This window comes from Okeania sp. SIO2F5, from assembly GCF_010692685.1.
GTDB classification, from domain to species: domain Bacteria; phylum Cyanobacteriota; class Cyanobacteriia; order Cyanobacteriales; family Microcoleaceae; genus Okeania; species Okeania hirsuta.
In genome coordinates, this window is the sequence record NZ_JAAHGU010000064.1 from 16,662 (window position 1) to 38,620 (window position 21,959).

At 34.9% G+C, this 21,959-nt stretch carries 14 protein-coding genes and 2 pseudogenes; 5 read left to right on the forward strand and 11 right to left on the reverse strand.

The window, feature by feature from the left end:
- Nucleotides 1-831 precede the first annotated feature (831 nt).
- Nucleotides 832-1,218 (forward strand): hypothetical protein, encoded by a 387-nt coding sequence (locus tag F6K27_RS19245; protein WP_287277980.1) that lies wholly within the window; start codon nucleotides 832-834, stop codon nucleotides 1,216-1,218.
- A gap of 271 nt (nucleotides 1,219-1,489) precedes the next feature.
- Nucleotides 1,490-3,415: a caspase family protein gene (locus F6K27_RS19250; RefSeq protein WP_287277981.1), complete on the forward strand. Its 1,926-nt coding sequence runs from the start codon at nucleotides 1,490-1,492 to the stop codon at nucleotides 3,413-3,415.
- 114 nt (nucleotides 3,416-3,529) lie between these two features.
- On the opposite strand, the gene F6K27_RS19255 is transcribed toward F6K27_RS19250, so the two are convergent.
- From F6K27_RS19255 to F6K27_RS19265, 3 genes are all read right to left on the reverse strand, one after another.
- Entirely contained in the window at nucleotides 3,530-5,563 is a 2,034-nt protein-coding gene (locus F6K27_RS19255; protein ID WP_287277983.1) for a glycosyltransferase family 39 protein, read from the reverse strand.
- Between the two features lie 479 nt (nucleotides 5,564-6,042).
- On the reverse strand, nucleotides 6,043-6,201 hold the full coding sequence (locus F6K27_RS19260) for a hypothetical protein (RefSeq protein WP_161564298.1): 159 nt from the start codon (nucleotides 6,199-6,201) through the stop codon (nucleotides 6,043-6,045).
- A gap of 95 nt (nucleotides 6,202-6,296) precedes the next feature.
- Nucleotides 6,297-6,590, reverse strand: a complete 294-nt coding sequence (locus F6K27_RS19265; protein WP_124142872.1) for a hypothetical protein — start codon at nucleotides 6,588-6,590, stop codon at nucleotides 6,297-6,299.
- Nucleotides 6,591-6,759: 169 nt separating this feature from the next.
- Between F6K27_RS19265 and F6K27_RS19270 the strand changes: the two genes are divergently transcribed.
- Together F6K27_RS19270 and F6K27_RS19275 are read left to right on the forward strand one after the other, a co-directional pair.
- On the forward strand, nucleotides 6,760-7,092 hold the full coding sequence (locus tag F6K27_RS19270; protein ID WP_287277985.1) for a DUF565 domain-containing protein: 333 nt from the start codon (nucleotides 6,760-6,762) through the stop codon (nucleotides 7,090-7,092).
- Between the two features lie 757 nt (nucleotides 7,093-7,849).
- A complete protein-coding gene (locus tag F6K27_RS19275; protein WP_287277986.1) occupies nucleotides 7,850-8,923 on the forward strand; it encodes a glycerate kinase in 1,074 nt (357 codons plus the stop codon).
- Between the two features lie 1,010 nt (nucleotides 8,924-9,933).
- On the opposite strand, the gene F6K27_RS19280 is transcribed toward F6K27_RS19275, so the two are convergent.
- From F6K27_RS19280 to F6K27_RS19315, 8 genes and pseudogenes are all read right to left on the reverse strand, one after another.
- Complete coding sequence (locus F6K27_RS19280; RefSeq protein WP_240038804.1) at nucleotides 9,934-10,695, reverse strand: pentapeptide repeat-containing protein; 762 nt, start codon at nucleotides 10,693-10,695, stop codon at nucleotides 9,934-9,936.
- A gap of 353 nt (nucleotides 10,696-11,048) precedes the next feature.
- Nucleotides 11,049-13,643 carry an adenylate/guanylate cyclase domain-containing protein gene (locus F6K27_RS19285; protein WP_287277988.1) on the reverse strand — a complete coding sequence of 865 codons (2,595 nt, stop codon included), beginning with the start codon at nucleotides 13,641-13,643 and terminating at the stop codon, nucleotides 11,049-11,051.
- Between the two features lie 1,036 nt (nucleotides 13,644-14,679).
- On the reverse strand, nucleotides 14,680-15,813 hold the full coding sequence (locus F6K27_RS19290) for a glycosyltransferase family 1 protein (RefSeq protein WP_287277990.1): 1,134 nt from the start codon (nucleotides 15,811-15,813) through the stop codon (nucleotides 14,680-14,682).
- 83 nt (nucleotides 15,814-15,896) lie between these two features.
- Nucleotides 15,897-16,133: a hypothetical protein gene (locus F6K27_RS19295; protein ID WP_287277992.1), complete on the reverse strand. Its 237-nt coding sequence runs from the start codon at nucleotides 16,131-16,133 to the stop codon at nucleotides 15,897-15,899.
- 76 nt (nucleotides 16,134-16,209) lie between these two features.
- Complete coding sequence (locus tag F6K27_RS19300) at nucleotides 16,210-16,317, reverse strand: DUF4291 family protein (protein ID WP_287277994.1); 108 nt, start codon at nucleotides 16,315-16,317, stop codon at nucleotides 16,210-16,212.
- A gap of 544 nt (nucleotides 16,318-16,861) precedes the next feature.
- Nucleotides 16,862-18,079 carry an NAD-dependent epimerase/dehydratase family protein gene (locus F6K27_RS19305; protein WP_287277996.1) on the reverse strand — a complete coding sequence of 406 codons (1,218 nt, stop codon included), beginning with the start codon at nucleotides 18,077-18,079 and terminating at the stop codon, nucleotides 16,862-16,864.
- Between the two features lie 135 nt (nucleotides 18,080-18,214).
- Nucleotides 18,215-19,387 (reverse strand): annotated as a pseudogene (locus F6K27_RS19310) (RNA-guided endonuclease InsQ/TnpB family protein).
- Nucleotides 19,388-19,671: 284 nt separating this feature from the next.
- Nucleotides 19,672-20,262 carry a chromophore lyase CpcT/CpeT gene (locus F6K27_RS19315; RefSeq protein ID WP_124147038.1) on the reverse strand — a complete coding sequence of 197 codons (591 nt, stop codon included), beginning with the start codon at nucleotides 20,260-20,262 and terminating at the stop codon, nucleotides 19,672-19,674.
- Between the two features lie 554 nt (nucleotides 20,263-20,816).
- Here F6K27_RS19315 and F6K27_RS19320 point away from each other — a divergent pair.
- Nucleotides 20,817-21,959 (forward strand): annotated as a pseudogene (locus F6K27_RS19320) (hypothetical protein); the annotation flags it as partial.

Sequence of the window (21,959 nt, forward strand, 5' to 3'; positions counted from 1 at the left end):
TTGAGGTTTATACATTTTCTGGCCTCTCTGATAATCAGATTCAATTCTCAGCACTCTGGATAAGTATTTCTTTTTATTCTCTAAGTTTGACATTCAATTCAATTCAATTACTCAAGACAAAATTTCCTGAAAATTATCTCAGAATTAAGAATTAGCAAGAAGTTAAGTCAGCATTAAAATTATCTCAGAATTAAGAATCAGCAAGAAGTTAAGTAAGCATGATTGGGATTTATACATTTTCTGACTTCTCTGATAATCAGATTCAATACTCAGCATTCGGGGTAAATATTTCTCTTATCTAGTTTGATGCTCAATTCAATTCTATTACTCAACGCAAAATTTCCTGAAAATTATCTCAGAATTAAGAATTAGCAAGAAGTTAAGCAAGCATGATTGAGGTTTATACATTTTCTGACTTCTGGGATAACTAAATTCAATACTCAGCATTCGGGGTAAATATTTTTCTTCTCTAGTTTGACATTCAATTCAATTCTATTACTCAAGGCGAAACTTCCTAAAAATTCTCTCAGCATTAAGAATTAGCAAGAAGTTAATGTAATTTGAGGTTGATACATTTTCTGGCCTTTCTGATAATCAGATTCAATTCTCAGCATTCAGGGTAAACATTTCTCTTATCTAGTTTGATGTTCAATTCAATTCAATTCTATTACTAAACGCAAAACTTCCTGAAAATTATTTCAGGATTAAGAACAGAGATTGTCTAGGTATCAATGATGAGGTGACATTTACTCAGATATTTTCTGAAATGGAAAGATATTTGTCTTTTGATTGAATATTTAGTCAATAAATAATTAAGGAGCAATTATTCTTATGTCAGACACCATTAGAGTCATAACTTATGGCAGTATTAACACCGCTACAACTGATAATAAAGAAGGTGCAAAAAGTATTGATGTGTTTAGTCCACCCATGCCTAGATTTTCTACAGAAAGGTCTTCTAAATCTTCAGATAAAAAGATTGGAGAGTATGAAGTTGCAGTGGATACTTTAGAAACAGAAATGGGTCATTTGATAGATGTTTTTGAGCGTTTGTTGAGTAGAGCAGAAAAACAAACTCAGACTGAAATTCAACTAGATGAAATAGAACTTTCTGTTGAAGTTAATGGAGAAGGAAAAGTTAGTCTTTTCGGAAGTGGAGGAAAAGCTGGTGGAAAAGGTGCTATAAAACTTAAATTCAAACGACAGCTACAAAACTAAAATTCAACTAGATGAGATAGAACTTTCTGTTGAAGTTGATGGAGAAGGAAAAGTGAGTTTTCGTGGAAGTGGTTTCAGCAATTAACAATTAACAATTAAGAATTAATAATTACCTCTCCCTCAAAGGGAGAGGATTGACTTTTAAGGAAAAAAATTCTTTTTTTCCCTTTGAAAGGGGAGGCTTTAAACCCGAATTATTTAATTATTAATTATTCGGAAAAAGCTGTTGGAAAGGGTGCTATAAAACTTAAATTCAAGGGACATCAACAAAATGGCTAAGAAGTTTGCAATGACTATTGGAGTTCAGAAATATAACTCCATCGATCTTCCTCTCAAGTATGCTGCAAATGATGCTGAAAAAATACGAGATTTACTTGAAGAAGAAGCTTTTGAAGTTTTGCACTACTCAGATGATTCTTCTAATAGTTATTCTCCAGGACATTCTAATTTAAAAAGACGATTGAAAAAGATTGGAAAATTATCAATGGGGTCTGAGGATTACTTTTGGTTTTTTTTCAGTGGCCATGGTTCCATACATAATGGTCTTGACTACCTCATGCTTTCTGATACCCATGAAGATATTCAAAAAAGTGCTATTTCAGTTAACTATGTCATTCAGCAACTTAAAAAATGTGGAGCGGGGAATATTGTGTTGTTTCTAGATATGTGCAGAGACCAAGACCAGGGTATTAAAAGTATCAAAGGTGTGAGGGAGCAAACTAAACAAAAAGCTCTTCAAGCAGGAATGATTATTATCTACTCTTGTAGTCGTGGTGAATATTCTTGGGAACTACCTGAACTGCAACATGGAGCTTTTACTTATGCGTTGTTAGAACTATTGAGTACAGAGGAAGGAGAAACTGTTGAAAAGTTAAATAAATCTCTGCAAGAAAGGGTGAAACAATTAACAAAAAATAAAGGACGACAAACTCCTTGTGTTGTAGCTGATCCAATTGAAATGTCTGATTCTATTTTGATACCAAAGTATGCAACGACAAGCGATTATCAAAATGAAATAGAAGAGGCATTTATTGAGGAAAAAAATGCATCATCTAAACTGCCAAAAGATTCAATTTGTGTAGAACCAAATATCGATCTAGAGAATATGGAGGAATTTCCTAGTGAACCTCAAATAGATAATTTTAATTGGCAGACTACCAATAATCAAGCTCAAGTAAATACTCTCCAAGAGTTATTGCAAGAAAGAGAAATAATAGAACAACTCAGGAATCAAAGCAATGAAAAACAAGAAGAGATAGTAACACAAACTCAGTCAGTATTAACCACATCAAATACTCAGAAAAAGTCTAAGAAGTTTTCCTGGAAAAAAGGATTAGTATCTGCAATATCATTAGTAACGTTAGCTTTTGGTACCAATACCATTACTTTCAATAGACTGTCACAAATAAATGCTCAATTATTACCTAAAGCAGCTTACCCAGGTATGAACTATGACTATCGAAGGATTCGACTTGTTGATGAAAGAGTTAATAATATCCTGGAAGAAAATTTAGCAATTAGACAGTTTAATCAAAATGATATTCAGGCGGGAAAAATGGCTGTAGAAATATTACTAGAAACAGGAAAATTAGAAAAAGCAGCAGAAGCGATCGCTGCCGTACCTGAACAACTCAAAGACCATCCAGAAATCAATTTTCTTAAAGGTAGATTAGCTTGGGAAATTTTCCAAGATAATAATCAAAATAATCTGATAGATGAAGCTATAAGTTATTGGGAAAAAGCTGCTGCTAAAAGTCCAAAAACTATTCAATATCAAAATGCTTTAGGCTTTGCTTATTACACTAAAGGAGATATTGAAAAAGCTTATGGAGCTTGGTTAAAAGTATTGCATTTTTCAGGAAAAATTACTCCTGTTTCTGATAATGATCTGATAAATTTATCTGTCAATAATAGAGAAATTTTGAATGCTTATGCTGGTCTGGGATTAATACAGTTTAAATCTGCTCAAAATTTACAAAAAACTCCCAAGCAAGCTTTATTTTATGTGAATAAAGTTATGGGAGAAAGTGGTAAAGATTTTCATATCCAAGAATTGCAAAAAAATTGGCTGTGGTCTCCCAGGGCGCGTCAAGATTGGGATTTTCTCTTAAATTTCAATATTCAAAAGCAGGCATTTGGAGAGAATAAATATTCTGAAGAGCTTGCAGCAATATTATGTCTGGTTGAATACTTATAAATAAGTAGGGGCGAACGGCCGTTTGCCCCTACTAAAATAAACGAATTTTGTACCTCACGTTTCTTGATAATTGCTATGTTAATTGTTAATGATTAATTGTTGAACTATTACCTATTACTGCTTTTTTAAGAACATATTTTTAGGAACTTTGCCTAATTGATAAGCACCACGACTGTCTAAATATTGATATTGTCCTGGTTCTAATCCTACATGAATAAACTTTTTTGGATAACCAATCATTACAACATTACCAGAAGAGTCTTTCTGAACAACTTTCTCTAAATATTCTCTGGCATTTGTAGCGCGTCGAAAAAATTCTACTTGTTGCTGAGTATAAAAAACTAAACTAGGTTTTTCAAAGCTAATCATCACTATTTCTTCACCAGGTTGTCTAACTTCAACAATAGTTTGAGCTAATTGACGTAAAGGTAATTGACGTTCTTGGTCTACTAACAACATCATCGGATTAATTGTAAAAATTAAACAAGCTATTAATGCAATAAAGTTAGTACTCCAAATCCAAGAAGTTTGTTTTTTAACTAAAAGAAATCCCACAACTACTGCTGCAGTTATTAAAATTAATCCTCCACGAGTTAATAAACCTGACTCTCTTATTAACTCTGGGAAATATGGCATAGCTGGGTCTCTATCTAGCCAGTTAAAACTGAAGATAATTCCTATGGCTAAAATGACCAAAAAAATTATATTGGCAACTATTGAGGCAGATAAAAAGTGACTTATTAATTTAGAATTATTTCTCTTAAACTTGGCAACAGGTTGAACAGAATTATTGCTTGTATTAAAAGTTGATGTGGAATCATTGGCAATTTTATTAGTATGACTAGGAACTAAATCTCTATTAATAATAATATCACTCCACAATAATCCTATTAATATTGCTGCTGCTGGCATTAATGGTAAGACATAACTGGGTAATTTGGTGGCAGAGACTGAGAAGAAAATGAAGATACAAATAAACCAGAAAAAAGCAAATAGACTTAACTGTTCATTTCGAGGTTTATTGCACCAATAACGACGTTGCCAAAATTTAGTTTTAGCGATCGCTATTGGTAAATAAATAGACCAAGGTGCAAAACCAATTAGTACGACTAAAAAGTAAAAATACCAAGGCGCTCCATGATGATTAACAACTTTGGTAAAACGTTCAAAATTGTGATAACCAAAAAAACTATCAATATATTCTTTACCATTAACTAAGGTGACTAAAGAATACCAAGGCAAAGTAATAGTAAAAAAAATTAAGCTACCACGAAAAATATTGATTTCTTCCCAGATTTGAACAAATTTACCTACATATAATAAAAATGAACCAATAATTAGTGCTGGTAAAACAATTCCAATAGGACCTTTGGCGAGAACTGCTAAAGAGATTAAGATATAAAAAGCTAAATACCATCTGTTAATTTTATGAGGTTTTGTAGCTATTGATAATTGATTTTTATTTTGTCGTGATGAAAATTTTTTGCTGAGTATTTTGCTGTTTTTTGGCTGTTGATTTTTTTGCTTTTGAGGATGATTTACTTGAGAAATTTGATGATTATCTGCTTGTGAAGCATATCCTATAAAAAAAGCGAATAAAGCCGAACACATACAGCCTGTTAATAACATATCAGAAACTCCAATACGCCCCCAAGCAATAGTTTCTGGATTTAAGGCAATCATAGCAGCACCAATCCATGCTATTAATAATTTTACTATTAAAGACTTATTCTTAGGGGTAAATTCCTGATTACTCAAATGATAATTACCATATTTGTAGAGGACGTAAAATCCAAAACATACTAAACAAGTAGCAGATATTGCTGAAGGGAGACGCACAGACCATTCATTAATACCAAAAATATGATAAGCGATCGCCATTAACCAATAAATTAAAGGTGGTTTATCAAAGCGAGTTTCTCCATTAAAATAAGGTGTAATCCAATCTCCAGTTTCTACCATTTGACGAGCAGCTTCAGCAAAAAGTGGTTCTGTTTCATCAACTAGACCAATATTTCCCAAATTACAAAAAAAGGCTAACCAAGCAAGTAAACAAATCCATAAAACAGAAAGTCCTAATGTTAAAAGATGATTTTTTGGTTGAGTTTTAAACCAATTGATAATTTCTAATTTTTGTATTAGTTTCATTCAGATTTATTTATCCTTTGTTCGTCCTAAAATTTTCAACCCTAATTTAGCTAGAAATTGACAAAATTGAAAAAAGAATGTTACAAATAAACTGGCTAGTAAATAATTAACAATAACTAACAATTAATAATTTAACTAAGAACTGATTTATCAACTAAGAGCTGATTTATCAAATAAATATTAAGAAGCTGAATTCCTTACTAAACTTTGGTTTAGCTAGTTATTGTCCACTAAGTCCTAAATTACTAAAAGCTCTGTAATATAAGACTTTCAGCTAAGTTTACAAATCAGCTCTAACACCTAAAACCTACCACCTACCACCTACTACCTAATACCTAGGAAGTTATTTGTAGCAAACATTTATCAATTTGGTATTAGACCTCTTGCAAAAGTTTTACTTAAATTAATTCCAGATATGAAATCAACAATTCCCTATTCCCTATTCCCTCTATTGAAAGAGAGACCATTAACAATATTTTTCAAGGCTTTAAAATTAACAGCCATTCTAATGTTTCTCTATTCCAAGTAGGAAATTTTGTTTCTCCTGCAACATAAGGTCTCCAGTATAAACGAGAGCCATCTTGGGCAAAGATAACTAGGATATCTCCTGGTTTCAAGGTTAATTTTTCTTCTGGCAAAGAAAGTATTAATCCTCTATTACTACCTTCCCCTGGGGCAAAATCCCAGTGAGCAGATTTTTGGTAAGATTGGTCTGAGGATTTAGCTAGTAGTGCTAGACGAACTGGACGATCTGTACAGTTGCTAACTCGAAAAGCTCCTTTATCAGTTTTGACCCACGAATGATTGATGATTGAGAAGTAGTTATGAGCAGACTACATTCTTGAATCTGTTTTGTTGGAGATATTGGTAGAGGTTTCTGAGTAGGAATGTTTAATAACAGAGATTCAGAAAATGTCTCAGAATCATTTGTTTCCCAAAATATTTTTAACTGAAATCTGCCAATAATTAATCCTAACAAAAAAAATATTAAAGTAATAATAGTTTGTCTATAAGCTTGGAGTTTCATTTGAATTTAATTCTTTCTTTTAATTCTTTAACTAGGCATCCTGATTTTGTTCAATTAACCTGATAAATTACAGCTTGCTCTTCTGCTATGTTAGACTACCTAGAGTATTTTTAACTTTCAAATTTACTTAAAAAGTCCAAAAAAATATATATATTTAACTTCAATATCTATGCAAAGTACCCGTATCAATAGATTATTTAATGTTATTAGTGAAAGGTTTAGGCAGTGGTTCAGTAATCCTTGGCGTCGAATTTCTCTATTAGTTATTAGTTTGTTATTTGGTAATTTTGCTGGGACTGCGGTTTCTACGATCGCTGGGCAAGAAGGTTACCTAGATGTTATTTATGCTTTAATATGTTTGCTGATTACTGAATTATTAAACTGGTTTACTTATGGTATTAAGGGTAAAATAGCACGTTCTTTGGGAATAGATATTTTGAATGGTTTTAAAATTGGTTTTACTTATGGTCTATTTTTAGAAGCTTTCAAATTAGGTTCTTAGATTTTCTCTACGTTAAGGTGGTAGGTGTGAGATACTAAACTTTAATTTTGTCCGACTACTTAGCAGTTAATTAGCTTTCAACTATCAGCTTGGGGTCGTAGGTTTGAAGTTTTAGGTTTGAAGTTTTAGGTTTTAGGTATTAAACTTTAATTTTGTCCGACTACTTAGCAGTTAATTAGCTTTCAACTATCAGCTTGGGGTCGTAGGTTTGAAGTTTTAGGTTTTAGGTATTAAACTTTAATTTTGTCCGACTACTTAGCAGTTAACTAGCTTTCAACTATCAGCTTTGGGTCGTAGGTTTTAGGTTTTAGGTATTAAACTTTAATTTTGTCCGACTACTTAGCAGTTAACTATCTTTCAATTATCATCTTGGGTTGAAATTACTTTTGAAATGACATTTCTATAGGTTTCAGTATAAATATAAGTTAAATGCTCACTGCTTACTTGCTGACTACTGCTTAAAGTAATGATTAATATATTTGTGTTTCATGTTCTCTTTAAACAAATATCTACATTTCCTAAATTATATAGAATCCGGTTATACAGTATATTTTTATAATTCTATCCACACTTTCTCGCCTTCAATCTCTCGACCTCCCCTTCTCCCCACACTTCCCACCCCCAAACATAAGATAAGTATTCAACCGGATTTTATATTATAGAGTTATATTAATATTTTCACTATTCTCCTAAGGTGAGGTGGTTAACTTTTTTAACCTAAAACCTACAACCTTATTCAATAGTTAATTTGATTTTTATGGAATTTTCCAATTTATCTCTAGTACAAATTTTAGAGACTTTAAAGGTAAGAAAGTTTCTAGGAAAAAAAGAGTTAGAAATCTTAGAAACTCAGGAATTAATAGACCGAAAACGTGCCCAGGTTTTTAACATTAATTTAGAAAATGTGAGAGAAGTAATTAGAGAGCGATCGCTTGTATTTCAATCTGTAATTACTGACTATCATAAATTACCCTTGAAGGATAATAATACTCTCGAAAATTTATGGAAATTTTGGTTGCCTTTAGGGATAAAATTAGCAGGTAAGCGTCAAAATTTAAGCCATCCATTAGTTCAAGGTATTTTAGGCGGACAAGGAACAGGTAAAACTACTCTGGCTAAAATTTTAATCTTGATTTTAGATAAACTTGGCTACAATACAATATCTATTTCTATTGATGATATTTATAAAACTTACGCTGAACGTCAACTATTACAAAAACAAGATTCCCGATTAATTTGGCGCGGTCCTCCAGGAACCCACGATATTAGTTTAGGAATAGAAACTTTAGATAAATTACGTCAATCTAACAATCAAAGTTCCGATAACTTAATTCCAATTCCCAGGTTTAATAAATCTCTTTTTAATGGTGCTGGAGATAGAATTGAACCTGAGATGGTAAGTAAAGTTGATATTGTTTTATTTGAAGGTTGGTTTGTTGGAGTTAGACCAATTGCTGAGAAAGTTTTTAATGCTGCACCACCACCTATTATTACAGAAACAGACCGGAAATTTGCCCGTGATATGAATAGAAAATTAATAGACTATTTACCTCTTTGGCAAAAGTTAGATAAATTAATTGTTTTATACCCTAATGATTATCGCTTTTCTAAACAATGGCGACAACAAGCAGAACAACAAATGATTGCTTCTGGAAAGTCGGGAATGAGCGACGAACAAATAGAAAAATTTGTCGAGTATTTTTGGAAAGCATTACATCCAGAATTATTTATTACACCACTGGTGAAAAATACTGAATTAGTAGATTTAATCATAGAAATTAATTCTGATCATTCCCTTGGTAAAATTTATCATCCAAATTATTTAAGTTGAACAACAAGACTTTATTTGGCGAACATTTTGATTTCTATTAGGTGAAATTTTTAGACACCATAACCAATGTTCGTCCATAATAGATTGTTACTATCGCGTCCAGATAATTAGCAATATAGTAGAAGGAAGAAGGCTTTAGTTATCTAGGATAGAAGGAAAAATCTTGCGTTGTCTGAGTTTTAAGCTTTTGATATTTCATGTTTGTTTTCTTCAACTGCTATGAAAAAAACTTGTAGTCCTGCATAGTAATGTTTAAGAACAAAATTTGGTATTTATAGCGCTGTGCGCAGGCAACAGGCAACAGGCAACACTCCGGAAGGGGGAATAAAAAACCTATAATATAAGACTTTTAGCTATTGGACACCTCTTGTAATTTGTAAATATGCCAGCGCACATTGCTATACCTAAATATTTATTCTCCAAGATATTCAACAGTATTTTCAGAGGAAGTCGTGAAAAAATTATGGTTCCCCCTAATTTTTACCATTACTATGCACCAATAGCAAAAAACTTTCCCTTCTTCTTCTCTGCTCCTGACTTCTAATACCAATTCCCAAAAATAATGTTATACTTCTTCAACACTTCAGTTATTCAGATAATAAGTAAGTTCAGTAATATTTTTAAAGATTATAGAAATTAAGTTAACATATCTTATTCCTAATTTCCCTGCTCCCTGCTTCCTACTCTTTACTCTTAAGAAGATGTAGGAAAAATGCTTGAGATTTGGTAAAGAAAACCTGAAACAAAAAATATATAATTCACTCTTGATGGTAAGCAGTGAGAAAAATTCATTTTCTTTCATTTTCTCTTGTCAATACTGACCATCCTCAAACTACTTAGAACTGTATATTAGTTTGACCACAAAAATAAGTTATCAAACCTCCACTTTTAAAGGGATAAAAAAGAAAATTCTGCATTTTCTTGCCTTCCTATTTCAGGCGATACTGATAACTGAAGTCTGCAGCTCCTCTGGAGAAGGCTAACTGATAACTTAATTGACTCCAAAATATTTATTTATAAACCTTTTCTTTACCTTCTTCTTGAACTTCAGGAACTACTTTAGGAGCTACTTCAGGAAGTACTTCAGGAACTATTTTTTCAGGAGCACAAGCAATAAAATTAGTGAGTAAACATACACTTGGACCTATGCTTGTACCACGCAAATTAACCCCTTCTAAATTAGCTCCACTAAGATTAGCAAGAGTTATATTTGTTTCAATTAGTTTTGCCTTAGCAAGGTTAGCATTAGAAAAATTTACATCTTTCAAATTTGCTTGACGCATATCAGCATTAAAAAGGTCGGACTCACTCATATTGGCATTTTCTAAATTAGCTCTAAACCAATATGACTGACGTAAATTTGCATTAGAAAAATTAGCCCCACTAACAACAGATTCAATCAAATTAGCTTCAAATAGATTAGAATTTTCTAAAGTTGCTTCTGTCAGATAAGCTCTAGATAAATTAGCATGAGCTAGGTAAGTATCTGTTAAATCTGCACCTCGAAGATCTGCATCATTCATTTTTGCTCTAGAGAGATTGGCATTAGAAAGATTAGCACCAATAAGATTAGTAACAGCAAGATTAGCTCCAGATAAATTTGCTCCTTCAAGATTTGCACCTTCAAGGTCAGCTCCAATCAAGTTAGCATTATATAAGTTTGCTTTACTAAGGTCACATCCCGAACATTCATTAGTTTTTAATAGTCTTCTAATAGCTGCTGGGTTAGCTGCTTTTGCTGAATTTATCCAGCCAAGTTGGGATAAAATCATTATGATTGCGAATATTGTCAATTTCATATTAAGTATTTGGGGGTATAGAGAATAATTGAACAGAAAATATATCTGAGTAGTAAGTATACAAATAATTTTATCTATCTACTTATATAGATAATTGCTTAATTTATCATACATCCAAATTTTTTAGACCGACAAATTTAAAACATTATTAATTATTAAGTAGTTGGCATTTAGTCAAGTATTCAATTGGGATTGAATTCTTGCTTATATCCAGTCTAAGCAAATTGCCCAGAAATATCAAAAGCTTAAAAACTCAAACAACCCAAGGTTTTTCCTTCTTCCTTCTTTATTCTTCCTTCTTTGTTCTGCTATATTCCTAACTTTAACTATTTAGTTATCATAGTATAACTTCCATCCCAATCATATGGTGGTGGATTTGTTATATGCTTAACCGATCGTTGAATATGTGTACCAACAGCTTCATCATCAGGTCTCATTTTTTTAGCTCTCTTAAAGTAACTAACAGCCAAAGCAAAATTCCTTTCCATATAAGCTTTTCTAGCTCTAGAATAAAGTTCTAAAAACTGTTCTGTTTCCTGGTCAATATTATCTGAAATTGCACCAATCAATTCATATATACTTACAGATTTTTGCTTACCTTTAACTTTAACCTTATCCAATTCTCTGACCCTAACATAATCGCGACAAAGTTCATAAGTAAACTCACTTAAAATAATATCGCAGCCATAATGTTTAGTAATTGATTCTAAACGGGAACTCAAATTTACACCATCACCAATTACTGTATAATCCATTCGTTTTTTAGAACCAATATTACCAGATACTACCTCCCCTGAACTAATACCAATACCAATTTTAAATTGTGGTTGATCGGGACGAGACTCATTAAATTTTCGGAGACGATGACGCATATCTAAAGCAGTTTTAACCGCCATTAAAGCATGATTTTCTAAAGGTAATGGTGCACCAAAAACAGCCATTAAAGCATCTCCAATAAACTTATCTAAAGTTCCTTCATGGTCAAATACTGCCTCTACCATTGTTTCAAAATATTGATTTAGAAGCTTAACTACTTCAGAAGCTTCTAGGTTTTCTGTAAGAGTTGTATAACCTCGAATATCAGAAAATAAAATAGTTACTTCCTTGCGCTCTCCTTCAAGTAAAGCATCTTCAGCTAAAGCCATTACTTGTTCTGCAACCTCTGGAGTCATGTAGCGATACATGGTATTTTTCATGCGTTTTTCTTGACTAATATCTTCAAGAACTACCAATCCACCACGCACACCACCTTCAGGATTAGTGAGGGGATTAACTGTTAGATTCAAACTACGTTCAAGGACTCTATCTAGTTCAGATACATCTATTAATCTGCTAAAATCCATGTGGTTATTTTGAACTAAATTTGCCTGTAAATTTGTCGGTGTTTGTTCTCCCCAAGGAAGAAAAATATTAGGATTTTTTGGTTCGGGAACTGCTAAAATATAAGCTATTTCTTCTTCACCTTCAAATTTTATAAAAGAACCTACTCGTAAATTTTGCTCCGGAACATATTGTCTAGTACCATGCTGTAAACTATCTTCTAAACGAAACTGTAAATTTTCAATTGGTATAACTTCCCATACATATCTACCAATCAGTTTTTCCTCCCAAAGTTGTCTATTTGTTTTACCTTTTATCTCTTTGTCAATAGGACAACCTAACATTTCTAAAGCTGCTCCATTGATAGTCACAATTCTGCCTTGCATATTTGTAGAAATTACAACATCAGACAAACTTTGTAGAATATCTTTCTGATATTGCTTTTCTACCAAAACATTTTCAAAAAGTTGAGAATTCTGAAGGGCAATACCTGCTTGAGCATTAAAAGCTAACAAAAATTTTTCATCTGAAGAATTAAAACTACCTTGATTTTTATTAATTAACTGGGTTACTCCAATCAATTCGCCCTTAGCATTATACACAGGCATACAGAGAATATTTCTTGTTTGATAACCTGTTTTTTGATCTGTACTAGGGTCAAAACGAGGATCTATATAAGCATCAGGAATATTAAGAGTTTCTCCAGTAGAAGCAACATAACCAGCTATACCTCGATTGGCAGGAATTCTAATTTCCACCATTTTTTTTTCATCTGCTGTCGCTACCTTAGTCCAAAGTTCATTTGTTTCTTTACTAAGTAGAAACAATGTGCTACGATCTGCTTGCATCAAATTACAAGCTTGATCCATTACAGCTCTTAAAGTTGTTTCCAAGTCTAGACTTTGACCTAAAGTTGTGGTAGCTTTCAGCAATGCTGATACCCCTCGTTGATTCCTAGCTGCTACATAAAATGATTGACAACTTTCTATAATAATTCCCATTGAATCACCGAAAGAACGGAACAGTTGCTCATCCTCTTCGTCAAAAGGGACATCATTTTCTTTATTAAGTAGTCGTACTACTGCTACTGGTTTGTTAGAGTTGGTAGTACTGAAAACTGGTATACAGAGGATAGTACGAGTATCATAGCCTGGAGGTTGGTCTACTTCTTCGCTAAAGAGTGGATGAGTTTTGGCATCAGCAATATTGAGTGCTTCTCCTGTTGTGGCTACATGGCCTAAAATACCAACATGAATTGGTAAGTGGTACTCTTGGGACCTACCATTACTTTCGAGAACAGTCTTGTACCAAAGTTGTTTTTTCTCTTGGTTAACTAAGAAAATCGTTGTTTGATCTGCTGTCAGGATTTGACCAATTTTGATAGTAAAGGCATCTAATAGTTGTTCTAGTAAAGTTTCAACACCTTTATTGTTAATTAAGTCAATAGCTCGTAGATATTGATGAAATTCAGCAGTAATAAACTCTAGCAGACAAACAAACTCTCCTACTGGCAAATCCTTCACGCGAGTTGCCAGTAGACCCATACGATCAACTTGAGTCAATGTTGCCAGAATACTACCAACAGCGTTAGAGAATGTCATTTGAACTGCTTGATCTTAAAGTTAAATTACTCCAACTTAAGTCTATATTTTCTCTGGGTTTAATTTTTTCCAAGTAGATAAAGTTTTTTACTTACAAAAAAAATGTTATTATACTAAATTAGACTATATCTAAGTATATTTATTCCAATAGTAGGGCATAAATCTAGAAAAGTTAGGACAATTATATGGTTAGCTAAATCCTATCATAAATTTTGAAAGAGGACTCCGGTTTTAATCACGAGATTTAACGGTGACATGGGGCGTAACTACTGTGCGGGAAATCTACGCAGACAACCTAGAGATAAATTTCGGCGTTGGTAAATAAGCGAGATGAAACTTTAAGGGTCATGCTTCTGTGATAGCTCCGAATACCTAACCAAAGTAGGCAAGGGGTGTTACCCTTACCAGAAAATCATCTTACCAATTACCAACGCCTAAATTTCAACCAGAAAAATAATTGAGCAATACGCGCCCGCATTTTTGGTGTTATAGTTATATCAATAGCAAAAAGGGCACAAGGCCAGGGGAAAGCGCACCGCCTACCCGGAGGAAACGTCAGTGTAAAGACAGAGCAACAATCCTTGTGGAGACGGTCTGGCAACTCAGTTTATTTGATTTGCTGCCTAGTTAAGAATGTATGTAGCCCTAGCGTTGTGCTAGTGAAACAAGAATCTCCCATTATAATCGAGGGATTTAACGCGAGAGTGTCAAGACTAGTTTTAGTCTACTTAATTATTACACAAGATTGAATTTAATATCCCGCAGTCCATATCTAAAATCATAGATTTTAGATATGGGTGATCGGGGTTATAAATTATGTAAAGTTGTTTTGTCAACCCTAATAGCCAGAAAGTTGACTCTCTTTAGCATATCTAGCAATCATCAAATTTTTTGTATTTAATGTACTTCCTTTAGAGGTTTCACAAGAAAAATTTTCTGTTACCTGCTATAAATTCCAGTTTTTTCCTACCATCAAAAATTTCCATCCATAGCACCCTTTGATTTAGATGAAGTTAGCGATCGCAAATAGCTTTAGTTATGCTGCTGATGGTATAGAATAGGCACAGATAACTTTTTGATAATAGTTTCTTAACTGCTGAGTTGCTGCTGACCATCCCCAAGATTCTGCTTCAGATCTGGCATTTTGACGTAGAGTTTCTCGTTCCTCTGAATGAGCTAAGAGGCTTTGAGTAGCTTTAATCGCTCCTTTTTCATCAACAGGATCGAATAGATAGCCATTTATTCCATTTGTAACAATATCAGGAATACCTCCAGAATTAGCTGCTACTACAGGAGTGCCGGCGGCCATAGCCTCTAAAAGTACCAATCCTAAAGTTTCAGTGCGAGAGGGAAAGATGAAAGCATCAGCAGATGCATAGGCAGAGGCCAGCTCTTGACCCCGGAGATAGCCCACAAAGTGTGTGGGAGTGTCTGCAAAATGTTGTTCTAGGGATTCTCGGTTAGGTCCATCTCCTACAAGAGCTAGACAAGCATTGGGGATGGCCTCCAGGATTGGTTTAATACGGTCAATCTCTTTTTCTGCACCTAAACGGCCAACGTATAGTAGTATTGCACTATCTGGATTTCCTTGACTGAGGCGATGGCGCATTTCTTGACTAGCATGGTGGGGCTTAAATAATTCTGTATCAACTCCGCGCTGCCAAAGGTCTACTCGCTCAATGCCGTGGTTGCTTAATTCTTCTACCATTGCTGTAGAGGTACAAAGATTTAAGTCTGCTTGATTATGGCCTGATTTGAGTAATTCCCAAAGCAACCCTTCGAACATTCCTAAACCATAATGATGTAGGTATTGAGGAAGGTGGGTATGATAAGATGCTACGAGTGGTATATTCAGCTTTTTAGCATAGTACAACCCACCTAAACCTAGTACTGCTGGATTAGCTACATGAATTATATCTGCTTGAAACAGCTCTAGCTGGTTGCCAATAGTAGGAGTTGGTATTGCTAATTTTAATTCTGGATAGAGGGGTAAGGGAAAACCCTCAATGCCACAAATTTTTGCTCCTTGATATTCTTTGAGTCCTCCCTCGGGGGAAAATATTAGCACTTGGTCCCCAGAACGTTGCAGATGTTCAACAGTGTGGCATAGACGGGTAACTATACCATCTATTTTTGGTAAAAATGTTTCGGTAAAAAGGGCTATCCTCATAAGTATATTAGCTGGAAAAATATTAGTCAGAATATTGATTTTTTTGCATGGTAACAGGTTTAGTTATTACCTGTTGAATTTAGTCAGGACATCGATAATCCCAGTTTATGTATTATCTCAGAATTATTAACTGGATAAACATTTTCTTTCGGTGTGATTAAGTAAGTCCATTTACTATATTTTCTATAGATACACTGGTGTTGTACAAATTCTGTAATATTTTCTATCTTCACAATCCAATCTCGGCTATACTTTCGTAGAGTTTCACCCATGGGATTATGATCGAGGCCCCATTGCAGTCTAATACTTGATCGCCCCACAAGTTCTTTCCATTCTTCTTGAATTTTATAGATAGTGGGAATAAATTTTGAATGTATTCCTTTTGTTCAAATTCCATCAAATGCTGTACGTTTGATAGTTAAAGCCAATTATTTCTTGTCCTGTTTTGCTGCCCCATGCAGAACGATACATCATCCATAAAAAGTTGGTTTTAATCCAACTCATTCTATTCAGGCTAAACTCCCCACCAAAATAACCTTTTGAGGCTGCAAAATTAATGATTTATGGCCTATATGCTTATTAGACAACCACAGAGTTTTCATCAAATTGTGCTAAAATATACCTACCAGTAGTAGGCCAATTACTAACTTGAGTTAAATAGTTTTCTGTAGCTAGCTGCATATTAACTAGGGTTTGCTGAAAAAGTATGAGTGGTAGGGGTAGGAGACAGGAGACAGGAGACAGGAGACAGGAGACAGGAGAAATTGGAATTTATAGGAGGTAGGAGCGGGCGTTTTGTAAGAATGATTTTTCTGCCCAACTATGCGCCTAAAATACGCTCCATGCATGAGCATAAAGAGGTGAAAAATTTGCACTGCAATTCGACTCCAAAAATTCTTTAGTCTTTTTATGTCTTGCTTTTAGATTTAATCAGCAAGCCCTAACTAAACCATTAAATTTATAACTGGCGGTCGCTTCTTTTTGAAAATTATTTAACCAAACAGAGGTAATAGTTTTTACTATTACCTCCATGATTTTTATAGACAGTTTATCGTTTCCAAGATACCTTGGGCAGAATATGATCTTTATCTACACGTTGCTTGTATTGAATAGCATAATTTAGCAGAGAATCTAACAGAGAATCAGATAAATAATGAGGTTGCAAGCCAAGATCTAAGAGATTTGTGTTTTTAGCATTGAAATAATGTTGCTCTAATTCCACTCTAGGATTTTCGAGGTAATTAATTTCTACATTATCCAAATTATCTAAATCATCTGGAGCTAAATTCAAATCTTTACTTGCTTTATCTTTAAAAGCTTTACCTGCTTTTTGGACCATCATTGCCAAATCGCCAACACTGAACATTTCAGTAAATTGATTAAAGACTCTAAATTTACCTGCTTCTGCAGGATTAGCGATCGCTATTTCCATGCAACGGACTGTATCTCTAATATCTAACAATCCACGAGTTTGTCCACCCTTGCCATACACAGTCAGTGGGTGTCCAATAGCTGCTTGAATACAAAATCTATTGAGAGCTGTACCAAAAACTGCATCATAATCCAGACGGTTAATCAAGAGTTCATCTTTGATTATTTCATCACTTAGGAGGCCAGTTAGTGCAACACCGTATACGATTCCTTGATTGAGGTCTGTGGCACGAAGTCCCCATATTTTACAGGCAAAGTGAATGTTGTGACTATCGTGAACTTTACTTAGATGGTAGAAAGAACCTGGTTGTTTAGGATAAGGGAGAGTATCTTTGCGCCCATTATGTTCAATGGTGATATAGCCCTCTTCAATATCTATATTAGGTGTACCATATTCTCCCATAGTTCCCAGTTTCACCAAGTGACAATCTGGGAAGTCCTCTTTCATGGCATAAAGAATATTTAGTGTCCCCACTACATTATTCACCTGAGTCATAACAGCGTGTTCGCGGTCAATCATAGAAAATGGAGCAGAACGCTGTTCCCCAAAGTGGACTATAGATTCTGGTTCAAACTGACGTAGTGTGTTACTCAGGAAATTATAGTCAGTTATATCTCCTACATATAAGTCAATTTTTTTGCCAGTCAACTCTTTCCAACGTTGAATGCGCTGTTGGATCGGGGCAATAGGTGTCAGGGTTTCGACTTGAAGTTGCATATCCCAGTGTCGCCGAACCATACTGTCTAGGATACCTACTTCATAACCTTGATTGGAAAGATAAAGAGCGGTTGCCCAACCGCAGTAGCCATCGCCACCAATTACCAGGACTTTCATAAACTTACTTTGAATCTTGCTTACTGATATTGGCTTAATGTATCAGGTATTGGAACTTTATGGGATTTCTTGTTTAAATCAAATCCAACTGGGTGAACTGTCCCGGCGCTGACGCAAGCGTACAACATGGGCTTCCTACCCAGAGACCAGCGTAGTAGTAGATTTCTTACGTCCTCTATTACTACGACTTACAGTCTGGCGATCGGCTTTGTCCCGCGTCCCACAGGTCAAAATTCGTAGTCCCTCCTCTCTGAGGTTAATTGCAGCATTGATATCCCTGTCATGGGTTGTTTGGCAATTTTCACAAGTCCACTGTCTGACATCAAGAGGTAAACTTCCTACTTGGTTTAAGCAAATATGGCAAGTTTTAGAACTGGGGAAAAATCTATCAACCTCTTGATAAACCTTGCCTTCATTTTCTGCCTTATATTTCAGCATAGTTATAAACATTCCCCATCCAACTTGTCCTATTGCCTTGGCTAGACAATGATTTTTCATCATTCCTTTGACATTAAGATTTTCAGTTACTATGACTTGGTTTTCGTCAACTATCCTACGCGATAGCTTGTGTAGAAAATCTTCACGACAGTTAGCAATTTTACGATGAACTCTAGCAACTTTCTTTTTGGCTTTGTTGCAGTTATTAGAACCTTTTTTCTTTCTACATAATTGCTGTTGCTTCCATTTTAAATTGTTTTCATATTTAGTTAAAAACTTAGGATTGTCAAACTTAGAACCATCACTGGTAATACAGAAATAGGTTAAACCAACGTCAATTCCTATTGCTTTACCATCAGTGCGTTATGCTGGTTTTTCTTGAGAATCCTCAAACAATATAGAAGCAAAATATTGATGAAATTGATTTTTAGATACAGTAACGATTTTGATTTTACCCTCAACAAGTCTATGGACAATAGCTTTAACTTCTCCTATTTTTGGAAGTTTTAAGCCCTGTTTAATAATTGTAACATTCTGAGGATATTGAATAGACTGCTTGCCATGTTTTGATTTAAACCTAGGGTATTTAGTTCGTTTCTCAAAGAAGTTGTTAAAAGCAACACCCAGATTTAAACAGACTTGTTGTAAGCACTAAGAATATGTTAGCTTTAACCATTCATGTTCTTTCTTAAGAGAAGGTATAAGTTTTTTCACCTCATAACCTGATAATCCTTTACCAGTGTTTTTATATGTTTCGTTCATCAAGTTCAGAGAGTAATTCCACAGCCAACGACAATTACCAAAGCTTTGCTCTAGCAACTGCTTTTGTTGTGTATTTGGATATAATCTGACTTTGACAACTCGCAACATATTAGAGTGAATTGAATTTCCTATAAACTATAGTCGCGCAAGATTATAGATTTGAGTTACAAATCCATTTGTCAATTTTCGGGGCATTGAACCCCTGAATTGACCCGCCTATCCCATACGACGCTCATCTATCGGTAGAGCGGGGGGGCTTCTCGGCGGAATAGCTAAAAATTCTAATGAATAAGTCTTATTACCCTAATGAACTTTGATTCCCAGTATCTGTGTTAATACTGCTAATTATTTAGAAAAGTTGAAGTAGCAAATTTTCTGATATTTAAGAAGATTTATAAAGTAACTTCGTTGGCAAAGCTAGTCCAACGAATAAATTCAAAAGGCCCAGCAATTGCTCCCCAGATATGCTCATCAGTTTCAGGGTTGCGACCTCGGTCATGGCTAATAAATTTATGTTCATCTATCTCAAAATGGCTATCTAAGTAGGTAGTTTGGCCTTTGCGGACTACAGTACAAGCTTTTCCTGGTTCTACTTCACCTTTAAAGCTATTACCAGTCCATTTTGTAATAAAGTTACAACCAGGTAGTTTCTGTATTTGTTCAGTTTTGAATGCTTGTAAGCGTTGAGGATCGCGAGAAGCTCCGTAAAATGCTTCTTCTTGATCTATGGCGTAGTTTTCAATATCGATATGGTCTGCTGCAGGGACTAATTTTAGTATTCGGACTCGGTAGGGTTGATTAAGGGTAATGTCGTAAGCTTGCTCTAGATAGAGGCTGAGTCCATTTAAGAGTTCATAGGGCAGTGGACGCATACAAACGCGAATGTGGGCAAAGAGGGGAGGGTTTTCAAAGGCTTGTTGTTGGTTACTAAAGTCGGCTGCTAACCAACGTGCCAAGGTAAGAATGTCTGTTGAGTTAGTCATTTTGATTGAGTGTAAATTCAGAATTAGAGTTCAAAAGAAAATCTTAATAGTTTAAGTATTGTGTTATGTATTTTGTCATTAGGGAACTTTAGAAAAAAATCAACGTCCTTAAATTTATTTATTTTTTTTAGTTAGATATTGAAATGTTTCTTGAATCGTTTCTTTTACATAATATTAAAGTGCACAGTATCTCATGGAATTAATATAGGCATTCAGTAAATTATTGAGACTAAAAAAATTATAAGCTGGAATGGTATCTGATGTGTTTGCATTTATAAAACCCTCAAAGATTAATAGCTTTAGAGAAATTTAGTTTGAAAGTTTTTAAATATGGCATCTATTTCAATCAAAGTTAAGTATAAATTGTTTAGGTCTTTGAATTCAAGAAAAATTTAGCTTTGGATAGCATAAATATTTGGCCAGTTAATAAATTTAGAATTACTTAAATGTACCTAGTATGTCTATAGCTATAAATATATAATTATTATTTTCAAAAGTGAAATTCTCACTTATAATTTGGGAGAAATTATTTTATTTATTGAGAAAAATAGCCAATGGACGGTTCTCCTAACTTTTTTCAGGAACCGAGCACACTTTCGGTTCCTCTTCCACTTGGTAATTCGGCTGAGGAAAACTTAGTCTTATTCTTCTCTGAAGATGCTTTGAGCAATGAAGGAGAAATAGCACTACAAGATGTCAGTGTAGAGATCATAACTAACAATGGAATCCCGATATTATTTGACAATGAAATTGCATTTATGCAGCCTAGTCCTGAAACTGTAGCAGGATCAAATTTAAGAAATTTATTTATTCCAGACTTAGATAGTGAAAGTGATGTAGTAACTTCATTTGCAGATAATAATCTGGATGGGTTACAAATTCCATTCCTATTGGATGGGGTGATAGCTAATGAATTACAAATATCAGATATAGAAATAGCTGGCAAAAAATACCTAGAAGTCAAAGCAGTAGGTGAAGATGCTCAGACTTACAGAGTATTAGCACTATTAGAAAAAAATGATTCTTCTATCGCAGCACAACAAATTCAAGCTCCAGATGCACAACAAGTAGTTTCTAATGAAATTGAAACCCTTGTACCTGGACAACCAGTAACTGTAACAGGTGTTGAGTTAGTCCCTGGGCCGTCAATTCCTTCTAATCAGTTTGTAGAAGTTCCTATTCCACTAATACCTGGTGCTCCTGGTCCGGCAGGTCCTGTAGGTCCGGCAGGTCCAGTCGGTCCGGCAGGTGTACCAGGAACTCCAGGATTAGATGGCGCTCCTGGCGCTCCAGGATTAGATGGCGCTCCTGGTCTCGCAGGTCCAGCAGGTCCAGTAGGTCCGGCAGGTGTACCAGGAACTCCAGGACTAGATGGTGCTCCTGGTCTCGCAGGTCCAGCAGGTCCAGTAGGTCCGGCAGGTGTACCAGGAACTCCAGGACTAGATGGTGCTCCTGGTCTCGCCGGTCCGGCAGGTCCTGTAGGTCCGGCAGGTCCAGTAGGTCCGGCAGGTGTACCAGGAACTCCAGGACTAGATGGTGCTCCTGGTCTCGCAGGTCCGGCAGGTCCTGTAGGTCCGGCAGGTCCAGTAGGTCCGGCAGGTGTACCAGGAACTCCAGGATTAGATGGCGCTCCTGGTGCTCCAGGATTAGATGGTGCTCCTGGTCTCGCAGGTCCGGCAGGTCCAGTAGGTCCGGCA

What these genes read in the sequence shown, in the direction of transcription:
- F6K27_RS19280 (WP_240038804.1), bottom strand. Translation starts at nt 10,695, where the DNA reads ATGATTTTATCCCAACTTGGCTGGATAAATTCAGCAAAAGCAGCTAAC.
- F6K27_RS19290 (WP_287277990.1), bottom strand. Translation starts at nt 15,813, where the DNA reads ATGAGGATAGCCCTTTTTACCGAAACATTTTTACCAAAAATAGATGGT.
- F6K27_RS19245 (WP_287277980.1), top strand. Translation starts at nt 832, where the DNA reads ATGTCAGACACCATTAGAGTCATAACTTATGGCAGTATTAACACCGCT.
- F6K27_RS19270 (WP_287277985.1), top strand. Translation starts at nt 6,760, where the DNA reads ATGCAAAGTACCCGTATCAATAGATTATTTAATGTTATTAGTGAAAGG.
- F6K27_RS19300 (WP_287277994.1), bottom strand. Translation starts at nt 16,317, where the DNA reads ATGAGTTGGATTAAAACCAACTTTTTATGGATGATGTATCGTTCTGCA.
- F6K27_RS19305 (WP_287277996.1), bottom strand. Translation starts at nt 18,079, where the DNA reads ATGAAAGTCCTGGTAATTGGTGGCGATGGCTACTGCGGTTGGGCAACC.
- F6K27_RS19265 (WP_124142872.1), bottom strand. Translation starts at nt 6,590, where the DNA reads ATGAAACTCCAAGCTTATAGACAAACTATTATTACTTTAATATTTTTT.
- F6K27_RS19275 (WP_287277986.1), top strand. Translation starts at nt 7,850, where the DNA reads ATGGAATTTTCCAATTTATCTCTAGTACAAATTTTAGAGACTTTAAAG.
- F6K27_RS19315 (WP_124147038.1), bottom strand. Translation starts at nt 20,262, where the DNA reads ATGACTAACTCAACAGACATTCTTACCTTGGCACGTTGGTTAGCAGCC.
- F6K27_RS19255 (WP_287277983.1), bottom strand. Translation starts at nt 5,563, where the DNA reads ATGAAACTAATACAAAAATTAGAAATTATCAATTGGTTTAAAACTCAA.
- F6K27_RS19285 (WP_287277988.1), bottom strand. Translation starts at nt 13,643, where the DNA reads ATGACATTCTCTAACGCTGTTGGTAGTATTCTGGCAACATTGACTCAA.
- F6K27_RS19250 (WP_287277981.1), top strand. Translation starts at nt 1,490, where the DNA reads ATGGCTAAGAAGTTTGCAATGACTATTGGAGTTCAGAAATATAACTCC.